Source organism: Streptomyces sp. NPDC093149, from assembly GCF_044754145.1.
GTDB lineage: Bacteria > Actinomycetota > Actinomycetes > Streptomycetales > Streptomycetaceae > Streptomyces.
In genome coordinates this window covers 272983-292848 of the sequence record NZ_JBIVON010000008.1, presented here as the reverse complement: position 1 = coordinate 292848, position 19866 = coordinate 272983, and the positions used below count along the sequence as shown (strand labels likewise).

At 70.7% G+C, this 19866-nt stretch carries 15 protein-coding genes; 11 read left to right on the top strand and 4 right to left on the bottom strand.

Annotated features, from left to right (window positions below):
- Positions 1-166 precede the first annotated feature (166 nt).
- On the bottom strand, positions 167-625 hold the full coding sequence (locus ACIQCZ_RS24860) for a hypothetical protein (RefSeq protein ID WP_402284883.1): 459 nt from the start codon (positions 623-625) through the stop codon (positions 167-169).
- A 402-nt stretch (positions 626-1027) separates the two neighbouring features.
- On the opposite strand from ACIQCZ_RS24860, the gene ACIQCZ_RS24855 reads away from it, so the two are divergent.
- Complete coding sequence (locus ACIQCZ_RS24855) at positions 1028-1576, top strand: FABP family protein (protein WP_402284882.1); 549 nt, start codon at positions 1028-1030, stop codon at positions 1574-1576.
- Between the two features lie 494 nt (positions 1577-2070).
- Complete coding sequence (locus tag ACIQCZ_RS24850; protein ID WP_402285074.1) at positions 2071-3213, top strand: alpha/beta hydrolase; 1143 nt, start codon at positions 2071-2073, stop codon at positions 3211-3213.
- 447 nt (positions 3214-3660) lie between these two features.
- Here the strand turns inward: ACIQCZ_RS24850 and ACIQCZ_RS24845 are convergent, their stop codons facing one another.
- Together ACIQCZ_RS24845 and ACIQCZ_RS24840 are read right to left on the bottom strand one after the other, a co-directional pair.
- Entirely contained in the window at positions 3661-4458 is a 798-nt protein-coding gene (locus tag ACIQCZ_RS24845; protein ID WP_402284881.1) for an SDR family NAD(P)-dependent oxidoreductase, read from the bottom strand.
- Positions 4459-4487: 29 nt separating this feature from the next.
- On the bottom strand, positions 4488-5987 hold the full coding sequence (locus ACIQCZ_RS24840; RefSeq protein ID WP_402285072.1) for an MFS transporter: 1500 nt from the start codon (positions 5985-5987) through the stop codon (positions 4488-4490).
- An 815-nt stretch (positions 5988-6802) separates the two neighbouring features.
- Here ACIQCZ_RS24840 and ACIQCZ_RS24835 point away from each other — a divergent pair.
- The gene (locus ACIQCZ_RS24835) at positions 6803-7318 is read left to right on the top strand and encodes a MarR family winged helix-turn-helix transcriptional regulator (protein WP_402284880.1); all 516 of its coding nucleotides are present in this window, start codon (positions 6803-6805) and stop codon (positions 7316-7318) included.
- A 789-nt stretch (positions 7319-8107) separates the two neighbouring features.
- Positions 8108-8947: a S1 family peptidase gene (locus ACIQCZ_RS24830; protein WP_402284879.1), complete on the top strand. Its 840-nt coding sequence runs from the start codon at positions 8108-8110 to the stop codon at positions 8945-8947.
- Between the two features lie 326 nt (positions 8948-9273).
- Here the strand turns inward: ACIQCZ_RS24830 and ACIQCZ_RS24825 are convergent, their stop codons facing one another.
- Entirely contained in the window at positions 9274-9981 is a 708-nt protein-coding gene (locus tag ACIQCZ_RS24825) for an SDR family oxidoreductase (RefSeq protein WP_402284878.1), read from the bottom strand.
- 101 nt (positions 9982-10082) lie between these two features.
- On the opposite strand from ACIQCZ_RS24825, the gene ACIQCZ_RS24820 reads away from it, so the two are divergent.
- The 7 genes from ACIQCZ_RS24820 (at position 10083) to ACIQCZ_RS24790 (ending at position 19243) form a co-directional block, all read left to right on the top strand.
- On the top strand, positions 10083-10913 hold the full coding sequence (locus ACIQCZ_RS24820; protein ID WP_402284877.1) for a helix-turn-helix transcriptional regulator: 831 nt from the start codon (positions 10083-10085) through the stop codon (positions 10911-10913).
- Between the two features lie 503 nt (positions 10914-11416).
- A complete protein-coding gene (locus ACIQCZ_RS24815) occupies positions 11417-12349 on the top strand; it encodes a Ku protein (RefSeq protein ID WP_402284876.1) in 933 nt (310 codons plus the stop codon).
- A 13-nt stretch (positions 12350-12362) separates the two neighbouring features.
- Complete coding sequence (gene ligD / locus ACIQCZ_RS24810) at positions 12363-13310, top strand: non-homologous end-joining DNA ligase (RefSeq protein WP_402284875.1); 948 nt, start codon at positions 12363-12365, stop codon at positions 13308-13310.
- Between the two features lie 367 nt (positions 13311-13677).
- Entirely contained in the window at positions 13678-14274 is a 597-nt protein-coding gene (locus ACIQCZ_RS24805) for a TetR/AcrR family transcriptional regulator (RefSeq protein ID WP_402284874.1), read from the top strand.
- 234 nt (positions 14275-14508) lie between these two features.
- Entirely contained in the window at positions 14509-16338 is a 1830-nt protein-coding gene (locus tag ACIQCZ_RS24800; protein ID WP_402284873.1) for a flavin-containing monooxygenase, read from the top strand.
- On the top strand, positions 16335-17963 hold the full coding sequence (locus ACIQCZ_RS24795) for a hypothetical protein (RefSeq protein WP_402284872.1): 1629 nt from the start codon (positions 16335-16337) through the stop codon (positions 17961-17963). Before ACIQCZ_RS24800 ends, ACIQCZ_RS24795 begins: the two co-directional genes overlap by 4 nt.
- Positions 17964-18142: 179 nt before the next feature.
- Entirely contained in the window at positions 18143-19243 is a 1101-nt protein-coding gene (locus ACIQCZ_RS24790; protein WP_402284871.1) for a hypothetical protein, read from the top strand.
- The last annotated feature ends 623 nt before the right edge of the window (positions 19244-19866 follow it).

Below are 19866 nucleotides of genomic sequence, written 5' to 3'. Positions count from 1 at the left end.
GCGCGCGCCCCCCGGCCGCCCCCCCCCGCCCCCCCCCCCCCCCCCCCCCCGGGGGCCCCCGGGGGGGGCCCCCCCCCCCCCCGGGGGCCCCCCGGGGGGGGGGGCCCCCCCCCCCCGGCCGCACCGGCGGCGCGACCTGGAACTCGTTCGGCGACCGGGGATCGGCTCAGAATACGAACGGTCCCGGCGACTGGGCGGACGTTGCGTTGCAGGTCGCTGTGATGCCCAGGACCACGACCTTGAGGGACTTGGCCTCCAGGCTGTCACCGGAGGCGACGGTGCCGTTGAGCGGGCCCGTGGACACGGGGCTGCCGGCGGGGATGGCCGGGTTGGCACTGCCGGTGAACGTCACCGTTCCCGCACCCTTGTTGGTGAGGGTGAGTGTCGATTTCACCGAGTTCGCCCCGACCTTGATCGGCGCGGTGATGGCGGACGTCGAGACGTTGATGGTCGCGGCCGTCCCGTTCTGCGTGGCGGTGAGGGTCGCACTGCCCGAGCCGTAGGCGCCGCAGTCGAAGGAGATGGTGGCGGTGGTGGGGCTGACCGCGTCGGCCGTGGGTGCCAGCGCGAATGTGCCTGCGGCGAGGGCGGAACAGACGGCGAGTCGCCTTGTGCCATGCCTCATGGTGGTTGCCCTTCGTGTGGGGGGATTGCCGACGCGCGTCATCGCGGGGCCGCGTCGGAACATGTCACTTCTCTGACGCACTGTCAGCGAACTGGCCCCCATTGAGGCACAACCCCCTTGAGGCAACAAGGTGCACCGTCATGATTTTTGGCATGTTACGGTCAATTTTGGTCAGCCTGGCCACAGGGGCCTCGGTGCAGTGCGCTGCAAAGGAGGCCCCCTTGAGCTCGGATGTCCGGACGTGCACTCCGTAACAACAATCATTTTCATTAGCGAGAGGCAAGGGGGTTGAGGTGACCGAAGGTGGCCTTGGAGGAGTGCTCGTGTATCCGTCGGCAACCGCCGTGGACGAAAAACCTTAGGCTTCCGCCTGATACCGGCCCAGACTCAGGAGCGCACCTCATGTTCGGCCCCGTTCAGAAGCATCCGTACCCCGACGCCCTTCGTCCGGACGAAGCGCCTGCGCCGCACCCGCTGCTCGCACCGGTGATCGGGTTCCTCGGCACCTGGGTCGGCCGCGGCGGGGGCGGGTACCCGACGCTCGCCGAGGAATTCGTCTATGCGCAGGAGGTCACCTTCAGTCATGACGGTCGTCCCTTCCTCCGCTACGAGGCGCGATCCTGGCTGCTCGGCGCGGACGGCGCGCCGCTGCGGCCGTCGGCGCGGGAGAGCGGCTGGTGGCGACTGCAGCCCGAGGCGCGCGTGGAAGCGCTGATCACCCAGCCCACCGGCGTCGCGGAAATCCTGGTCGGCCGCGCGGGCGACGGCCTGGTCGACCTCAGCTCCCACCAGGTGGCTCTCGCTCCCACCGCGAAGGAGGTCGATGCCACCCGCCGCCGCTACACGCTGACGGACGAGGACACGCTCGACTTCGTCCACGACCTCGCTGCGGTCGGTCAGCCGCTGCAGCACCACCTGTCGGCGCGGCTTCGACGCGGGGGTGGCAGCTGAGGACTGTCCCGTAATCCCCTGGTGGGGCAGCGCGCGGCGTCGGATGCTGTGCACCGCAAGGCGGAAGGGCGTCCGCATGCTGGGTGTATGCGGACGTTCCGACAATGCGGCAAGGTGCCGTAGCTGTCGTCGCGCGCCCGCCAGGAGGTTACGGGATCCTTAGGGCACCTCTCGCTCGGATGGTTCCGGGCGCGCGCCCCGGCGTCGCGCCGCGCCGCGTTGTCGTCGGTCGCCATGGCGCCTCCCGAGCCCTCGGCTCCGTCCGAGCAGGGGAGACCTCATCCGACTCCCTCCTCCGCCTTGCGGTCCACGGCACCGGACCCCGCTCACCCGATCAGGTCGGATCCGAACGAGGGACCCCAGGACCACCGCGCCTGCGACCCCGTATCCATGGCGACCGGCGTCAACGTGGCGTTCCCCGGTTTCGCGTCCGACGTAAAAAGGTGGAAAAGCGGGTAAACCATTGTGGCGTGCAGGGCATCCTCCCAGGCGTGATGAGCCTGACGGGGACACCGTTCTTCCTGGCCACGATCGCGCTGGTCGTGGTCACCGTGCTGTTGCCCCTGCTGTTGTGGGGCCGAGTGCGAGGCCCCGCCGTGGTGCGCGGCACGGCCCGCCTTGTGATGGTCGTCTCCGCGCAGGCGGCGGCGGTGCTGAGCGTCTTCGTAATGGTCAACAACACCAACGGCCTCTATGACAACTGGGCCGATCTGCTCGGCACCGGCCACCACATCGTTGCCGCGCCGAGCCTCGGGCGCGATGGGCTCGGGGAGCACGGGCGCCTGGCGAACGAGCCGAAGGTCGTCCAGGACTTCAGCCTGACGCACGATGCCCGGATGGGCCGCGGCGTGCGCGTCACCCAGCTGAACGGGCGGGTGTCGCGGGTGCGCGGCGAGGTCTACGTATGGCTGCCGCCGCAGTACGGCCAACCGGCCTTCCGGCACCGCAAGTTTCCCGTGGTCGAACTCCTGGGCGGCTTCCCCGGATCGGCGAAGGCCTGGTTCGGCAGCCTGCGGGTGCAGTCGCAGCTGGAGTCCGGGATGCGGAGCGGGCGGATCGCCCCGTTCATCCTCGTGGAGCCGCGGACCAACCTGCTGGCGAGCCAGGACACCGGGTGCGCCAATGTGCCGGGTGTCGTGGACGCCGAGTCCTGGCTGAGCGTGGACGTCCGGCAGATGGTGATCGACACCTTCCGCGCGCAGAGCCGTGCGAGCGGCTGGGCGGTGGCCGGGTTCTCGGCCGGGGCGCACTGCGCCGTGAAGATGGCGCTCGCCCATCCCGACCGCTACCGGGCCGCCGTGGGTCTCTCCGGCTACAACGACCCGGCCGCCGAACGGGTCTCCCTCACGGCCCGGGACCCGAATCTGCGGCGCGTCAACAACCCTCTGTGGATTCTGCGCCACGCCGTCACCCCGCCGCCCGTCTCGCTGTATCTCTCGGGCGGGCTCAACGACGGCTACCGTGACGGCCTCGCACTGCGGCGGGCCGCGGTGTTCCCGACACGGGTGGCGGTGGCCGAGGTGAGCGGGCCGCACACCATCGGACTCTGGAAACGCCAGGTGCCTCAGGTCTTCCGCTGGCTGACGGCAGAACTGGCGCCCTACCAGGGCGGGGGCGCTCGCGCGAAGGGCATCTGATCGACGGGGGCCGGGTCGGTCACGGTGCCCGGCCCGCGCGCCCCGTGTGCCGTGAATCCGCGTGCGACGGACGGATACGAGGCCGTGTCGGCCGCTGGGGTGAGCAGGGCTCTCAGTTGTCCGGGCGGGATCCCGACGGTGCTGCGCAGCGCCCGGGTCATGTGGGCCTGGTCGCCGAAGCCGAGTTCGTGCGCCGGCAGCGCCACGTCGCGCTCGACCTGACCGAGTCGGCACAGTGGCCCCGACGGGGACCGAACGGGGCGTACCGGATCCGGCAGGTGCGCGGTGGCGCGACCTGCCCGACCGGAGGCACGCCCCCGGTGCCCGGTACGCCACACTGTCGGCCGGCCCGCCCGGGGCGAAGGACCTGTCAGTGCCCCATCACGGCACGGACGGTCCGGCGTCCCGGGCTCGGCGCGGTGGCGGGCGCCGCTTCCGGACCCGGGGTCATCCGGGGAGCATGGAGCGCCGCCCCGGGGCGGCGGAGGACTGCATGCTCATGCCGCCGTCGACGACGAGGAGTTGGCCGGTGAGGTACCGGGACTCGTCGGAGGCGAGGAACACCATGGTGTGGCCGATGTCCTCGGGAGAGCCCAGGTACGGCAGGGCGTTGCCCTTCTTCAGCGCCTCGACGACGTCTTCGGGCAGGTTGTTCTCCAGGGCGGGCGTCATGACCGCCCCGGGGGCGACGGCGTTGCAGCGCACCTGATGCGGCCCGTACTGGACGGCGATCGACTTGGTGATGCTGACCACCGCGGCCTTGACGGCGCCGTAGGAGGTTTGCAGGACGTCGCCGACGAGTGCGGCGACGGAGGCCGTGTTGATGATCGAACCGCCACCGGCGCGGATCATGTGGGGCACCGCGTGCCGAGCGCCCAGGAGGGTGCTGCGCACATTGAGGGCGACGGCCCGGTCGAATTCGTCCATGTCCATGCGCAGCAGGTCCAGGTCCTTGCGCGGGTTGGTTCCACCGACGTGGTTGCAGAGGACGTGCAGTTCGCCGAACTCGCCGATGGCTGCGGCGACCATGGAAGCGACCGAGCTCTCGTCGGTGACGTCCACGGTGACGGGCAGCGCCCGGCCACCTGCGGCCGCGATGATTCCGGCGGTCTCCTCGGCGCCCTGGGTGTTGTGGTCGGCGACCACGACCCGGGCCCCCTGGCGGCTCATCAGTTCGGCGGCGGACCTTCCGATCCCGCTGCCCGCGCCGGTGATGACCGCGACCTTGTCCTTGAGGCGATCCATGACCATGTCCTTTCGTCGTACCTGCTGGTTCAGTGATCTCCGGTGACGGCCCGAGGGCGCGCCGGGGCCGTCCCGGCGTCCTGCTCCGCGGTGGAGCGCTGGATGCGCGGGATGGCGAGGGTGAGGAGGAGCCCGACGGCTGTGGCGAGCATCGCGACGACATAGGTCATGCGGAATCCGTTCTCGGCCGGCACCTCGACCGGACCGAGCCGCATGGTCATGTTCGCCAGGATCGCGGCCATCACCGCGCTGGACGTGGAGGTGCCGATCGAGCGCATGAGTGCGTTGACCCCGTTGGCGGATGCCGTCTCGGTCACGGGGACCGCCCCCATGATCAGGGCGGGCATCGCGGCGTAGGCGATGCCGACACCGGCGCTGACGATCATCGAGGTGATGACGATCTGCCACACCTCGGACATCAGGAAGAGTCCCGCGCCGTAGCCGGTGCCGATGACCGCGACGCCGATGAGGAGCGCGACACGGGCACCGTGCCGGGCGGTGATGCGGGCGGAGACGGGTGACAGGGCCATCATGACCAGGCCGCCCGGCGCCAGTGCGAGACCCGCCGCGAGTGTGGACTGCCCGAGCCCGTAACCGGTGGCTTCGGGAGACTGGAGCAACTGCGGCAGGGTCAGCGACATCGCGTACATGGCGAAGCCGACGAGCACGGAGGCCAGGTTGGTGAACAGTACGGGCCGCCGAACGGTGACCCGAAGGTCCACCAGCGGCTGGGAGACGCGCATCTCGTAGACCGCCCAGAGCGCCAGGATCACGGCGCCGCCCGCGAACAGTCCGAGGGTGGTGGTGCTCGTCCACCCCCAGTCGCCGCCCTTGGTGACCGGCAGCAGCAGGCACACGAGTCCGGCCGCGAGTCCGATCGCGCCGGGGGTGTCGAAGCGTCCGGGTGCCTGGTTGGGGGATTCGGGCAGGAGGAAGACCACCAGCGCGAGGCACGCCAGTCCCAGCCCGGCCGCGAGCCAGAAGAGGACGTGCCAGTCGGCGTACTGGACGATGGCGGCGGCGACGGGGAGGCCGATCGCACCACCCACCCCGAGGGTCGCGCTGACCAGTGACACGGCGCCGCCCACGCGTGCGGCGGGCAGCTCGTCGCGCAGGATGCTGATGCCCACGGGGATGACTCCGGTGGCCAGCCCCTGCAGCACCCGTCCGGTGATCACCGGGATCAGGCTGTCGGTCAGGGCACACACCACGGAGCCCACGACGAGCGCGACCAGGCTGGCGATGAGGATCTTGCGTTTGCCGAACATGTCGCCGAGGCGTCCGGAGATGGGTGTCACCACGGCTGCCGCGAGGAGCGTGGCGGTGATCACCCAGGACGCGTCGGACGGTTCGGCGTTCAACAGGTGCGGCAGTTGCGGGATGATCGGTACGACGAGGGTCTGCATGAGCGACACCACGACGCCGCTCAGTGCGATCACGGCGGTGACCGCACCGGGTCCCGGCGTGCGGGTGGACGAGTCCGACAACGAAGAGCTCCTTGAACGAATCCGCGCCCGTGGGGCGCGCATGGGCATGAAATGCGTGGGTTCACCGGGGCGCGGGCGCACCGGCAGCGGGCACGGCGCGGGTGGGGCCGGTGAGCGGCCCTCGGCGCAGGCGTGGTGCTTTCTTTGGGGTGGTCCGGGCCAAGGACGGCGGTGGTACGGCCGTTCACCCCGTGGACGCCGGTGAAGCGGTCCGGATCGGGGCCGGGGCCATGGGTTCGAAGTCCGTGTCCGGCGTGACCACGCCGTGCGCGACCGTCCCGTGCGGCCCCCGGTGCGTGCAGAGGAAGGGGACGGGGCAGCACTTGTCCGCCGTGCGGCAGCCCGGCGGCGGCGCGGGCCCACTCGTCGGCGTGTGTCCGGAGTTCGAGTACGTGCTGAGCATTTGGTGGCGACAGCCGCGTCACCGCACGTCCGGACGCCGGGCGCGGCCCGGCCGTCCGCGTCGCAGCGCACCCCGTGTGCCGGGTCACCTCCCGGGACCACCGGGTACTCAGGCTCCGGAAGAAGCGCGGCCCCGGCTGATCACCCGCTACGAAGACGTCGAACCCGCACCGTGGGTGCGGTGCCGGGCGAGCCCGGCGCGCGGGTCGAAGGGGCAGGTCCGTGCGGTCGGATGCCGCCGACGGATCCGGCGTCGGGCTGATCTGCGCTCATGTGGGACTCCATGCCTCGGGTGCGTCGGGAGGGCCGGGCGCACAGAGCCTGTTGAGCATTGTGCACACGATATGCACTGTACGCATCGTGTGCACAATGCACAAACCGCGGTGATCGTGGCTCCGGAGCGTGGGGCATGCGCGATGATGAGCGGGAACCGACGGTGGAAGAGGGCCAAGGACATGAGTGAGCAAGAGCGAGGGCTGAGTGAGCGAGAGCGCCGGCTGAGTGATCTGGAGCGTGAGCTGACCCTGCTGTCCCGGCACTTCATCGCCGCGCGAGGCCCCCGCATCGGCCAGAGCCTGGAACGCTCGGCCTATGTTCTGCTCACCCGGCTGGAGGTCGGTGAACCGCTCACGCTCAAGGAGTTGGCACACACCTTCCAGGTCGGCGTGTCCACCATCAATCGCCAGGTCAGCGCCATGCTCCGCAACGGCCTGGTGGAGCGGATCCCCGATCCCGAGGGGGGAATGGCCCGCAAGTTCCGTCCCACGGCGCTCGGCCTGGAACGTCTGGAGGCCGACCGCGCCGTGAGCCGCGCCGGGACCACGCGCCTCATCGAAGCCTCGGGCTGGGCGGACCAGCGAACCGAGCAGTTCCTCACGCTGCTGGTCGAGTTCAACCAGAGCATCGAACAACTGGAGGGGCTCACGTGGTCGCGCGCGGGCCGGGCCGAGGACGCGACAGCCGCAGACTGACCGATGGACAACGGGCGGTCAGGTCCTGGCCGGCCGTGGGACGGGTGCGGGGAACGGGCGCTGCCCTCGGGGGGCGTCTTCATGTGCCGGATGCGTCCGACCGCGCCATGGAGGCGGCCGTCCCCGCACCGCGCGGCCCTTGAGAGGGCATGACCCGATACGCCGCAAACCCGCCACGGGATGATCTCGGATTCCGGGCGGGTCCGTGTTCCACCTGGTCGTTGGGTGCCTTGTGCAGCCTCTCCGAGCCCGGCACGTGGATCGCGGGCCCCTTGGGGTGGACGGCCGTGTCGAGGGCGACGGTCGGCGGGATCTCGATCGCGGGGCCCGCCGGGTGGTCCTGTTTCTGCCGCTTCGGAGGCTGTGGGCGGTGATGTCGCCGCGGGAGGTGGTGGCGCAGATGTCGAGTTCTGCGGTGCAGTCGTTCTTGAGGGCGTTGCTCCCCGAACCCGCGTCCGGCGCCACTGCACCGGTACCGGGGGCAGGACGGACAACTGCCGGATCAGTACGTTCCCGGCGCACCGTCGGGCCAGGGGGCCGTGCGCTGATCGGCCGTGATTCGTACCCGGCTCGTCCCTCGGTACGCCTCCGTCCGGATACGGCCGCTCATGACTGTGGCCGTAGTGCTGTTACACGACTGAGTGGATGCCTTGACGTGCCTGACGCGCGGTCGAGACCGGCCGGAGGGCCGCCGGGCCCAAGATCGGGGCCGGAATCGACGGCCAAGTGCCGTACCCCGCACGAGCCCGCCGGGGCCGCACCCGGTGGCAGACGAAAGGGAGTGCACTCTTGCGCAAGCCAATGAGCCGACGGACGGCCGCCGCCCTCGCGAGTTCTGGTGCGTTCGGAATCCTGTGCACCGCCACGCCACCCGCGTCGGCGATCGTCGGCGGAGAGCCGGTCGCGGACGGCAAACGGCCTTTCGTCGTGCAGATCGAAGAGCAGGGCGACGACGGGGCCTGGTCGCACTTCTGCGGCGGGGCGCTCATCGACAGCCGGGTCGTCGCCACGGCGGCGCACTGCGCCAAGTTCGCCGAACAGGGCAAGGTCAGGATCCGGCTCGTCCTGGGGCGGGCTGATTCCAGTGCGCCCGGAGGAACGGTGGTGACCGATGAGCACTTCGCCGTTCACAGCCACCCCGAGTTCTCGACACTGACGAACACGGACCTCGGTCTCATCGTGCTCGACCGTCCCGCCGACCAGGCGAGCGCGGCCCTTCCCGCATTGCGAACAAAATTGCGGGCGGGGCGCCTCCTGCGCGCCGCCGGCTGGGGGCGTACCGACCTCGCCGAACCGGACAAGCCGTCACGCCTGCGCGAAGCGACGCTTCCCGTCACGAAGTTCGACACCGAAGGAGGAACGTGGGACAAGGAGTTCATCTGCGCCGGAACCGCACAGTCGCGGGTTGCGCCCGGCGACAGCGGAGGACCCCTGTTCGATCCCGGCACATCCGGCGAGGCCGTCGTGTACGGCCTGGTGACCGGAGAAACGAACACCTGCCAGGGGCTCTTCACGAACCTGGCCGACCCGGCCATCTGGAAGGCGTTCCGAGAACCGCTCGCTTCTCACGGCCTCTCGCACGTCATTCCGACCGAGGCCGCTGACCCGGCCGCCGGACCTCGGGTCTAGCCATAGCGCGATGTCCCGGTCGGCCGGATGAACACCGGAGGGCCGATCATCCGAGGGCGACCGGGAGTTCGGCGGCCGGTTCGGCAGGGACGAGGTGGTGCGGCGTCCACTCCAGAACGGACGCGGAGGGGCAGTTGCCGGCGGTGAGGGCTTGCGTCGCGGGTCCCGACCCGGAGGCCCCGGGCCGGCGCGTCTGGCGAGGGGCCGACTCTCGCGCCCCCTCGGAAGTCGTGGTTGAGGGCTGCAGGGGAGGGACACGCTACGTGAAGCGCTCCTCGCGATCGACCGGACCCTTCGGATCCGGATTGTTCCTACCAGGATTGCTCCTACCAAGGGAGGGGGCCCGCTTCGTCGAAGTAGCCACCGGTGGGGCCGTCGGGTCCCACCTGGGCCATGCGGACGATGATCTCGGCGCCCTGTTCGACGGTCTGGACGCCGGTGTTGCCGTTCAGGTCGGTCTTGGTGAAGCCGGGCTCCACGGCATTGATCCGCATGCCGGGAAACGCCTTCGCGTACTGCACGGTGATCATGTTGACCGCGGTCTTCGACGCCGGGTAGGCGACGCCCGGGTATGCGTACGCCGGAGCGTCCGCGTCGGTGACGCGGGTCAGGGAAGCCAGGCCACTGCTGACGTTGACCACCACCGGGGCGGTGGAACGCCGCAGCAGCGGGAGGAACGCGTGGGTGACGCGCACTGTGCCGAAGACGTTCGTCTCGAACATGTGCCGCATCACGTCGGCGGTCACGTCCGCGGCACCGATCACGTTGTTGTCGGCGTCGCGACTCTCGATACCCGCGTTGTTGATCAGTACGTCCAGCCCTCCATCGGCCTCGATGCTCTCGGCCGCGGCCTGAACGGACGCGTCGTCGGTGACGTCGAGCTGGACCATCCGCGCGCCCAGCCGTTCCGCGGCGCGGCGGCCGCGTTCGATGTCCCGGCTGCCGATGTAGACGGTGTGGCCCGCGGCGGTCAGCCGGCGGGCGGTCTCGAAACCGAGGCCCTTGTTGGCCCCGGTGATCAGTGTCGTGGTCATGCCTCCAGGCTGCGGCGGACGGTGGGAATCTGCCAGGAGTCCCTTCTTCCTGGGACTGCCGGTACCAGGAAGATCCGTGTGGGGCGGTGCACAGTGGTGGCATGGCGAGGACGGAATTCGGCCGAACGGTGAGGCGCTGGCGCGACCGGGTCTCCCCGGAGGCCGCGGGACTGCCCGCCGGAGGCCATCGGCGCGCGGCCGGGTTGCGCCGCGAGGAACTGGCCATGCTGGCCGGGATCTCGGTCGACTACGTGACCCGACTGGAACAGGGCCGGGCGACCAACCCGTCGGAGCAGGTCATCGAGGCCCTGGGGCGGGCTCTGCGCCTGTCCTCGCCCGAACGCGAGTACTTGTTCCATGTCGCCGGGCTCGTACCGCCGGGGCAGGGCACGGTGCCGGCGTACATCACGCCGAGCGTGCACCGGATGCTGGACAGGCTCAACGGGACGCCCGTCGCGGTCTCCGACGCGTCGTGGACGCTGCTGCTGGCCAACCCGTTGTACACGGCGCTGATGGGCGAGCGGCACGGCCGGGAGCGCAACGGCGCGTGGCGCGCCTTCCTCTGCCCCGGCGGCCGGGTACGCCACACATCGCAGTCCCGGCTCGCGATGGAGACCGCGGTGGTGGCCGACCTGCGCGCGGCAGCGAGCCGGTATCCGGAGGACCGGCGGTTGCGGCACCTGATCGCCGAACTGCGGGCGAACAGCGAGCGGTTCGCCGATCTGTGGGACTCCGGGGCCGTGGGTCGTCACGAGGCGTCCCGCAAGACCGTGGATCACCCACAGGCGGGCGTCGTGACGCTGGACTGCGACGTGCTCAGCGTCGCGGGCAGCGACCTGCGCATCATGATCTACACGGCCGAGCCCGGCAGCCGGGACGCCGAACGACTTGAGCTCCTCTCCGTCCTGGGCACCCAGACACTCGCCGGGTAGCGCTTCGAAAGCGCCGTCACACCGAGGCCGTCGCCCGCGCCGTTGTCCTGCGCGGCCCGTCTGCCACCCGCTTCCAGCAGTGTCGTCGGGCATGCCGCATACCGTGCTCATGCCCGCGGCGCCTGGCCGTGGACTGCCCGACGTCGCCGAGGTTTCGGAGAAGCGTGTTGAACGCGCCCCGGGCCGCGCCTGCGGGAACGTGGGCCTCATCGGCTCGCACAACGACATCGCGTGCACTCCGCCGGAGCAACGCGAGCAGAACAGCGGCGCCGGAGGTCATCACGCACCGCTTCGGGCCGCCATTGCGAGCCGCTCTCGGGGCAGGCGGTCGGCATGCGGGGCCGGCGGTGCCTGATCCAGATGCGCGCGAGCGAGACCGGCGTGAGGATCAGGGTACGGGCAGTAGTCCGGTCGCGCCCCGGCCCCGGACGGGGCCGGCCCCCTTCCTCGGGCGCTCCGGTCCGCTTCCCTTCCCACGCTGCCAGGGGGGCCTGGAGGTGGACATGCCGCGGCCCTTGTGGACCGGTGCCATCAGCTTCGGCCTGGTCACGATCCCGATCAAGGTCGTGTCCGCGACCGAGGACCGCTCGGTCCGCTTCCACCAGGTCCATCTGAAGGACATGGGCCGGGTCCGTACCCGCAAGGTCTGTGAGCTCGACGGCGAAGTCGTCCCGCAGGAAGAGATCGGCAGGGGCTACGAGCTCACCCGGGACGAGACCGTCCCCGTCACCGATGAAGAGCTGGATGGGATGCCGCTGCCCACGGCGAAGGCGATCGAGATCGTGGCGTTCGTCGACGCGGACAGCATCGACCCGATCCGGATCAGCGACAGCTACTACCTCGCGATCGACGGACAGGTCGCTGCCAAGCCCTACACCTTGCTCCGCAAGGCCCTGGAGCGCTCCGACAAGGTCGCCGTCGCGAAGTTCGCCTGGCACAACCGCGAGCGCCTCGGACTTCTGCGGGTACGGGAGGGCGCGATCGTGCTGCACAGCATGCGATGGCCGGACGAGATCCGCAGTCCCGAATCCCTCGCCCCCAAGGTCACGGGCCTGGACGAGGACGAGATCGAACGGGCCGTCCAGCTCACCGACACCATGGCCCTCGACGACATCTCCGGATTCCGGGACCGGTACCGCGACGCCCTGGAGGAGCTGATCGAGGCGAAGCTGGAGGACAGGGAACCATCGCGGCCGGCCGAGGGTGAGGAACCGAGGGCCGGGAAGGTCGTGGACCTGATGGCTGCCCTGAACGCCTCGGTCGAGGCCGCCAGGGAATCGCGCGGCGAGGAAGCGACGGTGCACGAGATGCGACCCCGCAGGAAGACGCCTGCGAAGCAGACCGCACCGGCCGCGAAGACCGCCGCGAAGAAGACCGCGACAAAGAGGAAGACCACGGCCCGGAAGGCCGCCGCGCCGAAGCGCAGTGCCTCCTGACCCGAATCGCCCCATGCTGTTGCCCCGGATCGATCCCATGCTCGCCACCCCCGGCAGCCTGCCGGTCGAGGACGACCGGTGGGCGTTCGAGGTGAAGCACGACGGTCAGCGGGCCGTCATCTACCTTCCGGGCGATGGCACCGTCACCTTGCGGGCCCGGTCCGGGGCGGACATCACCGGCGCATACCCAGAGCTCAGGGACCTGGGATCCGTCCTCGGCGACCCCGCCGTCCTGGACGGAGAGATCGTCGCGCTCGATTCCGAGGGACGGAGCGATTTCGAGCGGCTCCAGTCCCGGATGGGGCTTGCCGGATCCCCGGCGAAAGCGGCCCGCATGGCCCGGTCCCTGCCCGCCCACCTGGTCCTGTTCGACGCCCTCCACTTGGGGAGGTCCAGTCTGATCCGGCTGCCGTACACCGAGCGCCGCACCGTACTGGAGGATCTGGGCCTGGACGGGGACCAGTGGTCCACCCCTGCGGCGGTCGTCGGGCACGGCGCGCAAGCCCTGGAGACGACCCGGGCCGCGGGTCTGGAGGGCCTGGTCGCGAAGCGTCTCACCTCCCGCTACGAGCCCGGTGTTCGCTCCCACGCGTGGATCAAGATCCGGCATGTCCGCACCATCGATGTGATCGTCGGCGGATGGCTGCCCGGCCGCGGCCGACTCACCGGCCTGCCCGGCGCCCTGCTGGTGGGAGAGCAACACCAGCACGGTCTCCGATACATCGGCAGCGTCGGCACGGGATGGAGCGACAGGGAACGCACCACGATGGCAGCACTTCTCCGGACAGCCGCCATCGACGACTGCCCCTTCGACACCCCGCCTGCAGCAGCCGGGGCGCGATGGGTACTCCCACGCCTCGTCGGCGAGGTGCGCTACACGACCCGCACCAGGGCAGGCCTGCTCCGGCACCCCACCTGGCACCGGCTGCGACCCGACCTCGCCCCCGACGACACCGCATGAAAGCGACATGACCCGTGGGACCAGGTGTGCCTCGCGGTCGCGCGCAGCTGTGATCGTCGTCCACGAGACACGCTTGGTGGGCGACCGCCGGACCGGAACGACGCAGTTGTCTTCCGTCCGGTTCGGCAGAAGGGGGCGGCGTACGGCTTTGTCGTGATCCGCCCCACCCCTGTGCCGCAGGTCGGAGCTGGCCGAAACTTAAGTCAATCAATTGACTTAAGAATGCGGGCGTGTCTTCACTGAGGAGGCATCCCGCGATCACGGATCAAGGAGGCGACCCTCTGTGACCGACACCCCGACGACGAGGACAGCGCGGCCGCACCCCGTTCCGCACGCGACACAGACAGCGCGAACCCGCCGGGTGATCATGACGGCAGCCGAACGGCTCTTCGCCGAGCAGGGGCTGGTCGCCGTGTCGAACCGGCAGATCAGCGACGCGGCCGGACTCGGCAACAACACCGCGGTCAGCTACCACTTCGGCAGCAAGTCCGGCCTGGTCCGGGCCATCATGCGCGACCACGCCGAGGCCACCGAGCGCATCCGTGAGCGGCACCTGACACGCTGCGCCAGCAGCACCGACATCCGGGACTGGGTCGGCTGCCTCGTCCGCCCGTCCTGCGAGCACCTGGCCGAACTCGGCGTCCCGTCGTGGCACGGCCGTTTCGCCGTCCAGGCCATGGCCGACCCCGTACTGCGCGCGATCGCCATCGACGAGGCACTCGAACGACCCTCCCTGCGAAAGACGTTGGAGGGACTTGCCGCCCGCATCACCGCAGTACCCCTCCAAGTCCGTGCCGAGCGCGCCGACATGGCGCGTCACCTCATCCTCCAGACCTGCGCCGAGCGGGAGCGCGCACTCGCCGACGGAAGTGCCACCCGCCACACGTCCTGGACCCATACCGCCGACACCCTTGCCGATGCCGTCGTCGGCCTTTTCCTCGCACCGGTCACCGTTCGCCGTTGAGGGCTGCTCCGTAACCCCTGGCGGGCGCGCTGCGACTGCGGCTGCACCTCGCGCTGAAGGCCTTGCGTTCGGATCAGGCCGGATCGGCGGGCAGGGCCCGGTGACACGGATCGCAAGGCGGAAGAGGGGGGCACGGCGACCGACGACAACGCGGCGAGGCATGGCACCGGAGCACACGAGCCCGGCGTGATCCGAACGAAGACCCCGACCCCGACCCACATCCACAGGAGACCCATGCCCACCCCCCATGCCCCGCAGGATCCCGGCTTCGACCTCGACGAACTGCGTGCCCGGTACCGCACCGAACGGGACCGCCGCATTCGCCCGGAGGGCAGCGGACAGTACCGGCGCCCCGAGGGTGAGTTCGGCCGGTTCGACGAAGACCCCTACGCCGACGGCGAGTCGACGCGGGAGCCGCTCGACGACCGGGTGACGGCCCTGATCATCGGCGGCGGCTTCGGCGGACTGCTCGCCGGGGCCCGGCTGCGCCAGGCGGGCGTCGACTCGGTCCGCCTGATCGAAAAGGGCGCCGACTTCGGCGGCACCTGGTACTGGAACCGCTATCCGGGCATCCACTGCGACATCGAGTCGTACGTCTACATGCCCCTGCTCGAAGAGGTGGGGTACGTCCCGGCGTGGAAGTACGCCCCGGGCGAGGAGATCAGGCAGCACGCGCGGGCGATCGCGCGCCGCTTCCATCTCTACGACGACGCCTGTTTCCGCACCGGGGTGACCGAACTGCGCTGGGACGAGGACGGGGCGGAGTGGCTCGTCGCCACCGACCGCGGCGACCGGATCAGGGCCCGCCACGTGGTCGTCGCCACCGGCACCCTCAGCCAGGCCAAGCTCCCCGGCATCCCGGGCATCGAGACGTATCGCGGCCACACCTTCCACACCAGCCGCTGGGACTACGCGTACACCGGCGGGGGCGCCGACGGCGGACTGCACAGGCTCGCGGACAAACGCGTCGCCCTGATCGGGACCGGCGCGACCGCCGTCCAGGTCGTCCCGCACCTCGGCGCCGACGCCCGGCACCTGTACGTGTTCCAGCGCACCCCGTCCACCGTCGACGTGCGCGGCAACCGGCCCACCGACCCCGAATGGGCCACGTCCCTGACCCCCGGCTGGCAGCGGCGCCGCATGGAGAACTTCCTCGAGACCGTCACCGGAGCACGCGTGGCGGAGGACCTCGTGAACGACGCCTGGACCAGCAGCGCCCGGCTCCAGGAGAAGATGATCCCCACCAACAGCTACGCGCACATCCCGGCCGAGGAACGCGAACGGGCCTACGAGACAGCCGACTTCCAGAAGATGAACGAGCTGCGCGGCCGCGTCGACAGCATCGTCACGGACGCGGCGACCGCGGAGAAGCTCAAGCCCTGGTACCGCTACATGTGCAAGCGTCCCACCTTCAGCGACACCTACCTGCAGACTTTCAACCGGCCCGACGTCACTCTCGTCGACACCGCCGACACCCACGGCGTCGAACGCATCACGGACCGGGCCGTCGTGGTCGGCGACACCGCGTACGAGGTCGACTGCATCATCTTCGCGACCGGCTTCGAGACCGGCGTCTCCGGTGTGATGTCGGGGAAGCTGCCCGTGTACGGACGCGGCGGCACGAGCCTTCTCGATTCCTGGAAGGACGGACCCAGGACCCTGCACGGGTTCTACAGTCACGGCTTCCCGAACCTGTTCCACATGGGGCCGCTGCAGAACGCCGCCGCCGTCAACTTCGTCCACGTCCTCGACGAGCAGGCCACACACATCGCCGAGGTCGTCGCGCAGGCCCGCGAACGCCGGGCGAGGTACGTCGAACCGACCGCCGAGGCCCAGGACGCGTGGGTGGCCACGATCCGGCGCAAGGCCGCCGATCTGTACGCGTTCCACGCCGAGTGCACCCCCGGCTACTACAACAACGAGGGCCGGCCCAGGGAGCGGAGCCAGGCCTACGGCGACGGCCCGGTCGCCTTCCACGAACTGCTCCGGAACTGGCGAGAGAACGGCGGTCCGAGCGACGTGCTCGTCGGGAAGCGGGACGACGAAGAGGCGGGGACGTGGTGAGCGCGCTCCCCAACCGCTTCGACGCGACCGGCCGGGCCCGGACCACCAGTGGCCGCTGGAAGGCCCACCGCCTCAACCCGCCCAACCGGCTGTGGGGTTCCAACGGCATCGCCTTCGGGCCCGACGGACGACTCCACGTCGCGCAGTTCCTCGCCGGACAGATCAGCGCCGTCGACCCGGCCACCGGGGACGTCGAGGTGATCGTGCCCATGGACGGCCCGGTGCAGTCGCCGGACGATCTCGCCTTCGGCGCGGACGGTTCCATGTACATCGCCGACCTGGTGCCCGGCCGGGTCTGGCGCCGCCGTCCTGATGGCACGTACACCCTCGTCTGCGACGAGATCGTCAACCCCAACGGCATCACCTGCATCGGCGACCGGCTGTTCGTCAACGAGATGAAGCCCGACGGCCGGCTGATGGAACTCTTCCCCGACGGCGGCGACCCGGTCGTCCTCACCGACGGACTCGCCCTCGGCAACGCCATGCAGCGAGGACCCGACGGGTACCTGTACTACCCGCACATGGTCACCGGACAGGTATGGCGGATCCCTCCCGACGGAGGGGCCCCCGAGACCGTCGCCGAGGACGTGCACGAGCCCGTCGCCGTGCGCTTCGACCTCGGCGGCGTCCTGCACGTCCTGTCCCGGGGTGCCGAAGGCCTCGTCACCCGCGTCGACCTGCACGGCACAGGCACCCGTACGCTTCTCACCAGCGGCCTCGTCGGCCTGGACAACGCCGCCTTCGACACCGAGAACCGGATGTACGTCTCCAGCTACGCGAGCGGCGGCATCACCGAACTGCACCCTGACGGACGGACCCGCGAGATCGTGCCCCGCGGTTTCGACGGCCCCTACGGCGTGACGATCGACCTCGGCGGTACCGTCTATGCCGCCGACCACTACCGCCTCGCGAGCCCCGCGGGCGAGCGGGAGGGACCCACGGAGGGCGGCGTCACCACGCATGCCCTGTTGACCTTCGTGCACGGTGTCGTTTCCGACGGCGAACTCCTGCACCTCACCTCTCAGTTCGGGGAGGTACGGACGTACGATCCCGCGAAGGGCGACTCGCGGCGACGGGCGAGCGGACTGGACCAACCGCTCGGCATCGCCGTCGCGCCCGACGGATCGCTCGTCGTCGCCGAGACCGGCGCGGGCCGCGTCCTGGCTGTTGATGCGCAGGACACGGTCACCGTGCTGGCCGAGGGTTTCGAACACCCCGTGGACGTCGCCTTCGATGCCGAGGGCCGCTGCTACGTGAGCGACGACCGGCAGGGGGCGGTGTCCCGGCTCGGCGAGGACGGCGCGGTCGTCGTCGCCGAGGGGCTCGGAGCGCCGGAGGGGCTCGCGGTGCTGGACGGCGAACTGTTCACCGTCGACACCACAGGACGCAGACTCCTCGCCGTCTCGCCCATGACGGGCGAAATGCGCGTCGAAGCCGAGGAGTTGCCTGTCGGACCGCCCCCGGGAGTTCGCCCACCGGTTCAACCCGCCCTCTTCGCGGGCGGCCTGCCCGGCTTGGCGCGCCGCTTCGCCGGCCTCGCCGCCGCGCCCGACGGCACGTTGCTGCTCTCGGCCGACGGGGAGGGCACGGTGCTGCGGCTCACCCCGTCGCGGGGCAACGACTGAGCGCGGTACCGCAAGAGGCGCGCGGCCCTGCGGACTCCGCAAGGCCGACGCGCATGCGGCCGACTGCCCTTGGCGGCACCGCGACCGAGGGCATGGGTGTGTCGCCGACGGAGCGCCCGACCATGAATGGTTGCCGGGCAGTCTTCCAGCGGTCACTCGGGCGCGACACAATCAACCGCATGACGATCGCCACGGATACGGCGCCCACGCACAACGGTCCGGTCGCCCTCGTGCGCGGATTCCTGACCGGCGGTGTGACCGGGGTGACGTCGGCCGCCCTGGTCGTCGGCATCGTCATCGAGAATGTCCCTCTGTTCGTCACGGGCCTGGGACTGCCCGTGGTGTACGGCGTGCTCCTCTTTCTGGCGGGCGTGCCGAGGCGTGCCCGCGAGGCGGCCGTCGTGCCGTGCACGGCTCTCGCGATGATCGAGAACCTGCGCGCGGGTTCGAGCGAAACAGGTGACGTGCCGATCCACTTCGTCCTCACGGTCGCGCCGGACGACGCGCCGGCGTTCCGCGCAGAGATCACCCAGAGCATCAACCTGGTCGACCTTCCCGACTACCGGCCGCGCGGCGTTCTCGTGGTCCAGTACCCGCCGGACCGGCCGTGGCGGGTTCGGATCGTCTCGCGGCCGACACCGGAGTGGGAGAGCCGGGCGGCCGACGCCCGCATCGACTCCGCCCCCGAGTCCGCCGCTGTGCAACAGCCTCCCGAGGGGTGTGCGTTCGGTACCGTCCTCCTCATCGGCCTGCTGCTCGGCGCCGCTACGGTCGTCCTGCTGTTCCGCGCGGAGCTGTTCGGCCCGGACGGCTCCGGGCAGCCGCCCGCCTCGGCCGAGCCTTCCGTCTCCGCATCGTCGTCCACCACGGTCACGTCCACGGAGGTATCAGGGACGGTCGCCCTCGGCCCGGACCGGTCCCTGCTCGACGAGGGTGAACTGCGGCGCGCAGTCGCGTCCTTGACCAGGGGCAAGGACGCACCGCAGGTGATCACCGTAGTCCTCCAGGAACGGCTCATGTCAGTGGTGTTCACCCCCACCCCCACCGGCACCGCCGCCCCGCCGTTCGACCTGCGCTCCCTGCCCTACGACCGTATCCCCGCCCTGGTCCGGGAGGCCACGACGACCCTCCGCGTCCGCTCGCCACGAACCTGGCAACTCACCGCCGACCACCTCACCGGCCCTCTCACGCTCCGCGTCACCGTGACCGGACCCAACGGGGCAGCGTCACTGGACGCGGACGGTGCGGGGAAGGTCGTGCGACGCAGCCCGGCCCGCTGACCGACGATCCGGCCCCGGCACACCTTCGCCCGGCACCCGGCCGTGACCGGGGCGGGAAGGCTCCGGCATCCGGTGCCAGCGGCTGCCCGATGCCCCGCGCAACGGATTCGGCCGGCCTGCCGCACGGTGCTCCCGGGGCGGCTTCAGGCGCTCACCACTTCTCTCGCGGCCGCGCGGAAGTCCTCCGTCCGCGAATGCGTGGGATCTGTGGGGCGAGCGAGGCAGACCGTGGTGGCGGGGGCGTCGGAGACAGGGACGAGGCGGACGCCCGACGCCGGTGCCTCGCCGGTGAAGCCGGTCACGAAGTCGCTCCGGGGATACGGCGGCGCCGTACGAGCCCCTGACGAGGCGCTCTGGAAGGTCGCGACCTCCGCGAAGAAGGACAGGGGCCCGGCCACCCGGCGGACCGAGCAGCTCGTACTCCTGTCAGGAGCCGACGACGTGGCCGCGGGCAAGCAGTTCCACGTCGCCCGCGGCTTCGTCGTGGACACACCGTCGCGGGGGGGGGGGGGCGGCGGGGGCCCCCCCCCCCCCCCCCGGGGGGGGCCCGGGGGCCCCCCCCCCCGGGGGGCCGGGGATGTAAGGGGGGCCGGGTTGATGAGTTTTTGTGTGTGTGACACCCC

Bases quoted from the DNA above. Each gene is read 5' to 3' on its own strand.
- ACIQCZ_RS24860 (WP_402284883.1), bottom strand. From the start codon at position 625: ATGAGGCATGGCACAAGGCGACTCGCCGTCTGTTCCGCCCTCGCCGCA.
- ACIQCZ_RS24835 (WP_402284880.1), top strand. From the start codon at position 6,803: ATGAGTGAGCAAGAGCGAGGGCTGAGTGAGCGAGAGCGCCGGCTGAGT.
- ACIQCZ_RS24825 (WP_402284878.1), bottom strand. From the start codon at position 9,981: ATGACCACGACACTGATCACCGGGGCCAACAAGGGCCTCGGTTTCGAG.
- ligD (WP_402284875.1), top strand. From the start codon at position 12,363: ATGCTGTTGCCCCGGATCGATCCCATGCTCGCCACCCCCGGCAGCCTG.
- ACIQCZ_RS24845 (WP_402284881.1), bottom strand. From the start codon at position 4,458: ATGGATCGCCTCAAGGACAAGGTCGCGGTCATCACCGGCGCGGGCAGC.
- ACIQCZ_RS24855 (WP_402284882.1), top strand. From the start codon at position 1,028: ATGTTCGGCCCCGTTCAGAAGCATCCGTACCCCGACGCCCTTCGTCCG.
- ACIQCZ_RS24805 (WP_402284874.1), top strand. From the start codon at position 13,678: ATGACGGCAGCCGAACGGCTCTTCGCCGAGCAGGGGCTGGTCGCCGTG.
- ACIQCZ_RS24790 (WP_402284871.1), top strand. From the start codon at position 18,143: ATGACGATCGCCACGGATACGGCGCCCACGCACAACGGTCCGGTCGCC.
- ACIQCZ_RS24815 (WP_402284876.1), top strand. From the start codon at position 11,417: ATGCCGCGGCCCTTGTGGACCGGTGCCATCAGCTTCGGCCTGGTCACG.
- ACIQCZ_RS24850 (WP_402285074.1), top strand. From the start codon at position 2,071: ATGAGCCTGACGGGGACACCGTTCTTCCTGGCCACGATCGCGCTGGTC.
- ACIQCZ_RS24840 (WP_402285072.1), bottom strand. From the start codon at position 5,987: ATGCGCGCCCCACGGGCGCGGATTCGTTCAAGGAGCTCTTCGTTGTCG.
- ACIQCZ_RS24820 (WP_402284877.1), top strand. From the start codon at position 10,083: ATGGCGAGGACGGAATTCGGCCGAACGGTGAGGCGCTGGCGCGACCGG.
- ACIQCZ_RS24800 (WP_402284873.1), top strand. From the start codon at position 14,509: ATGCCCACCCCCCATGCCCCGCAGGATCCCGGCTTCGACCTCGACGAA.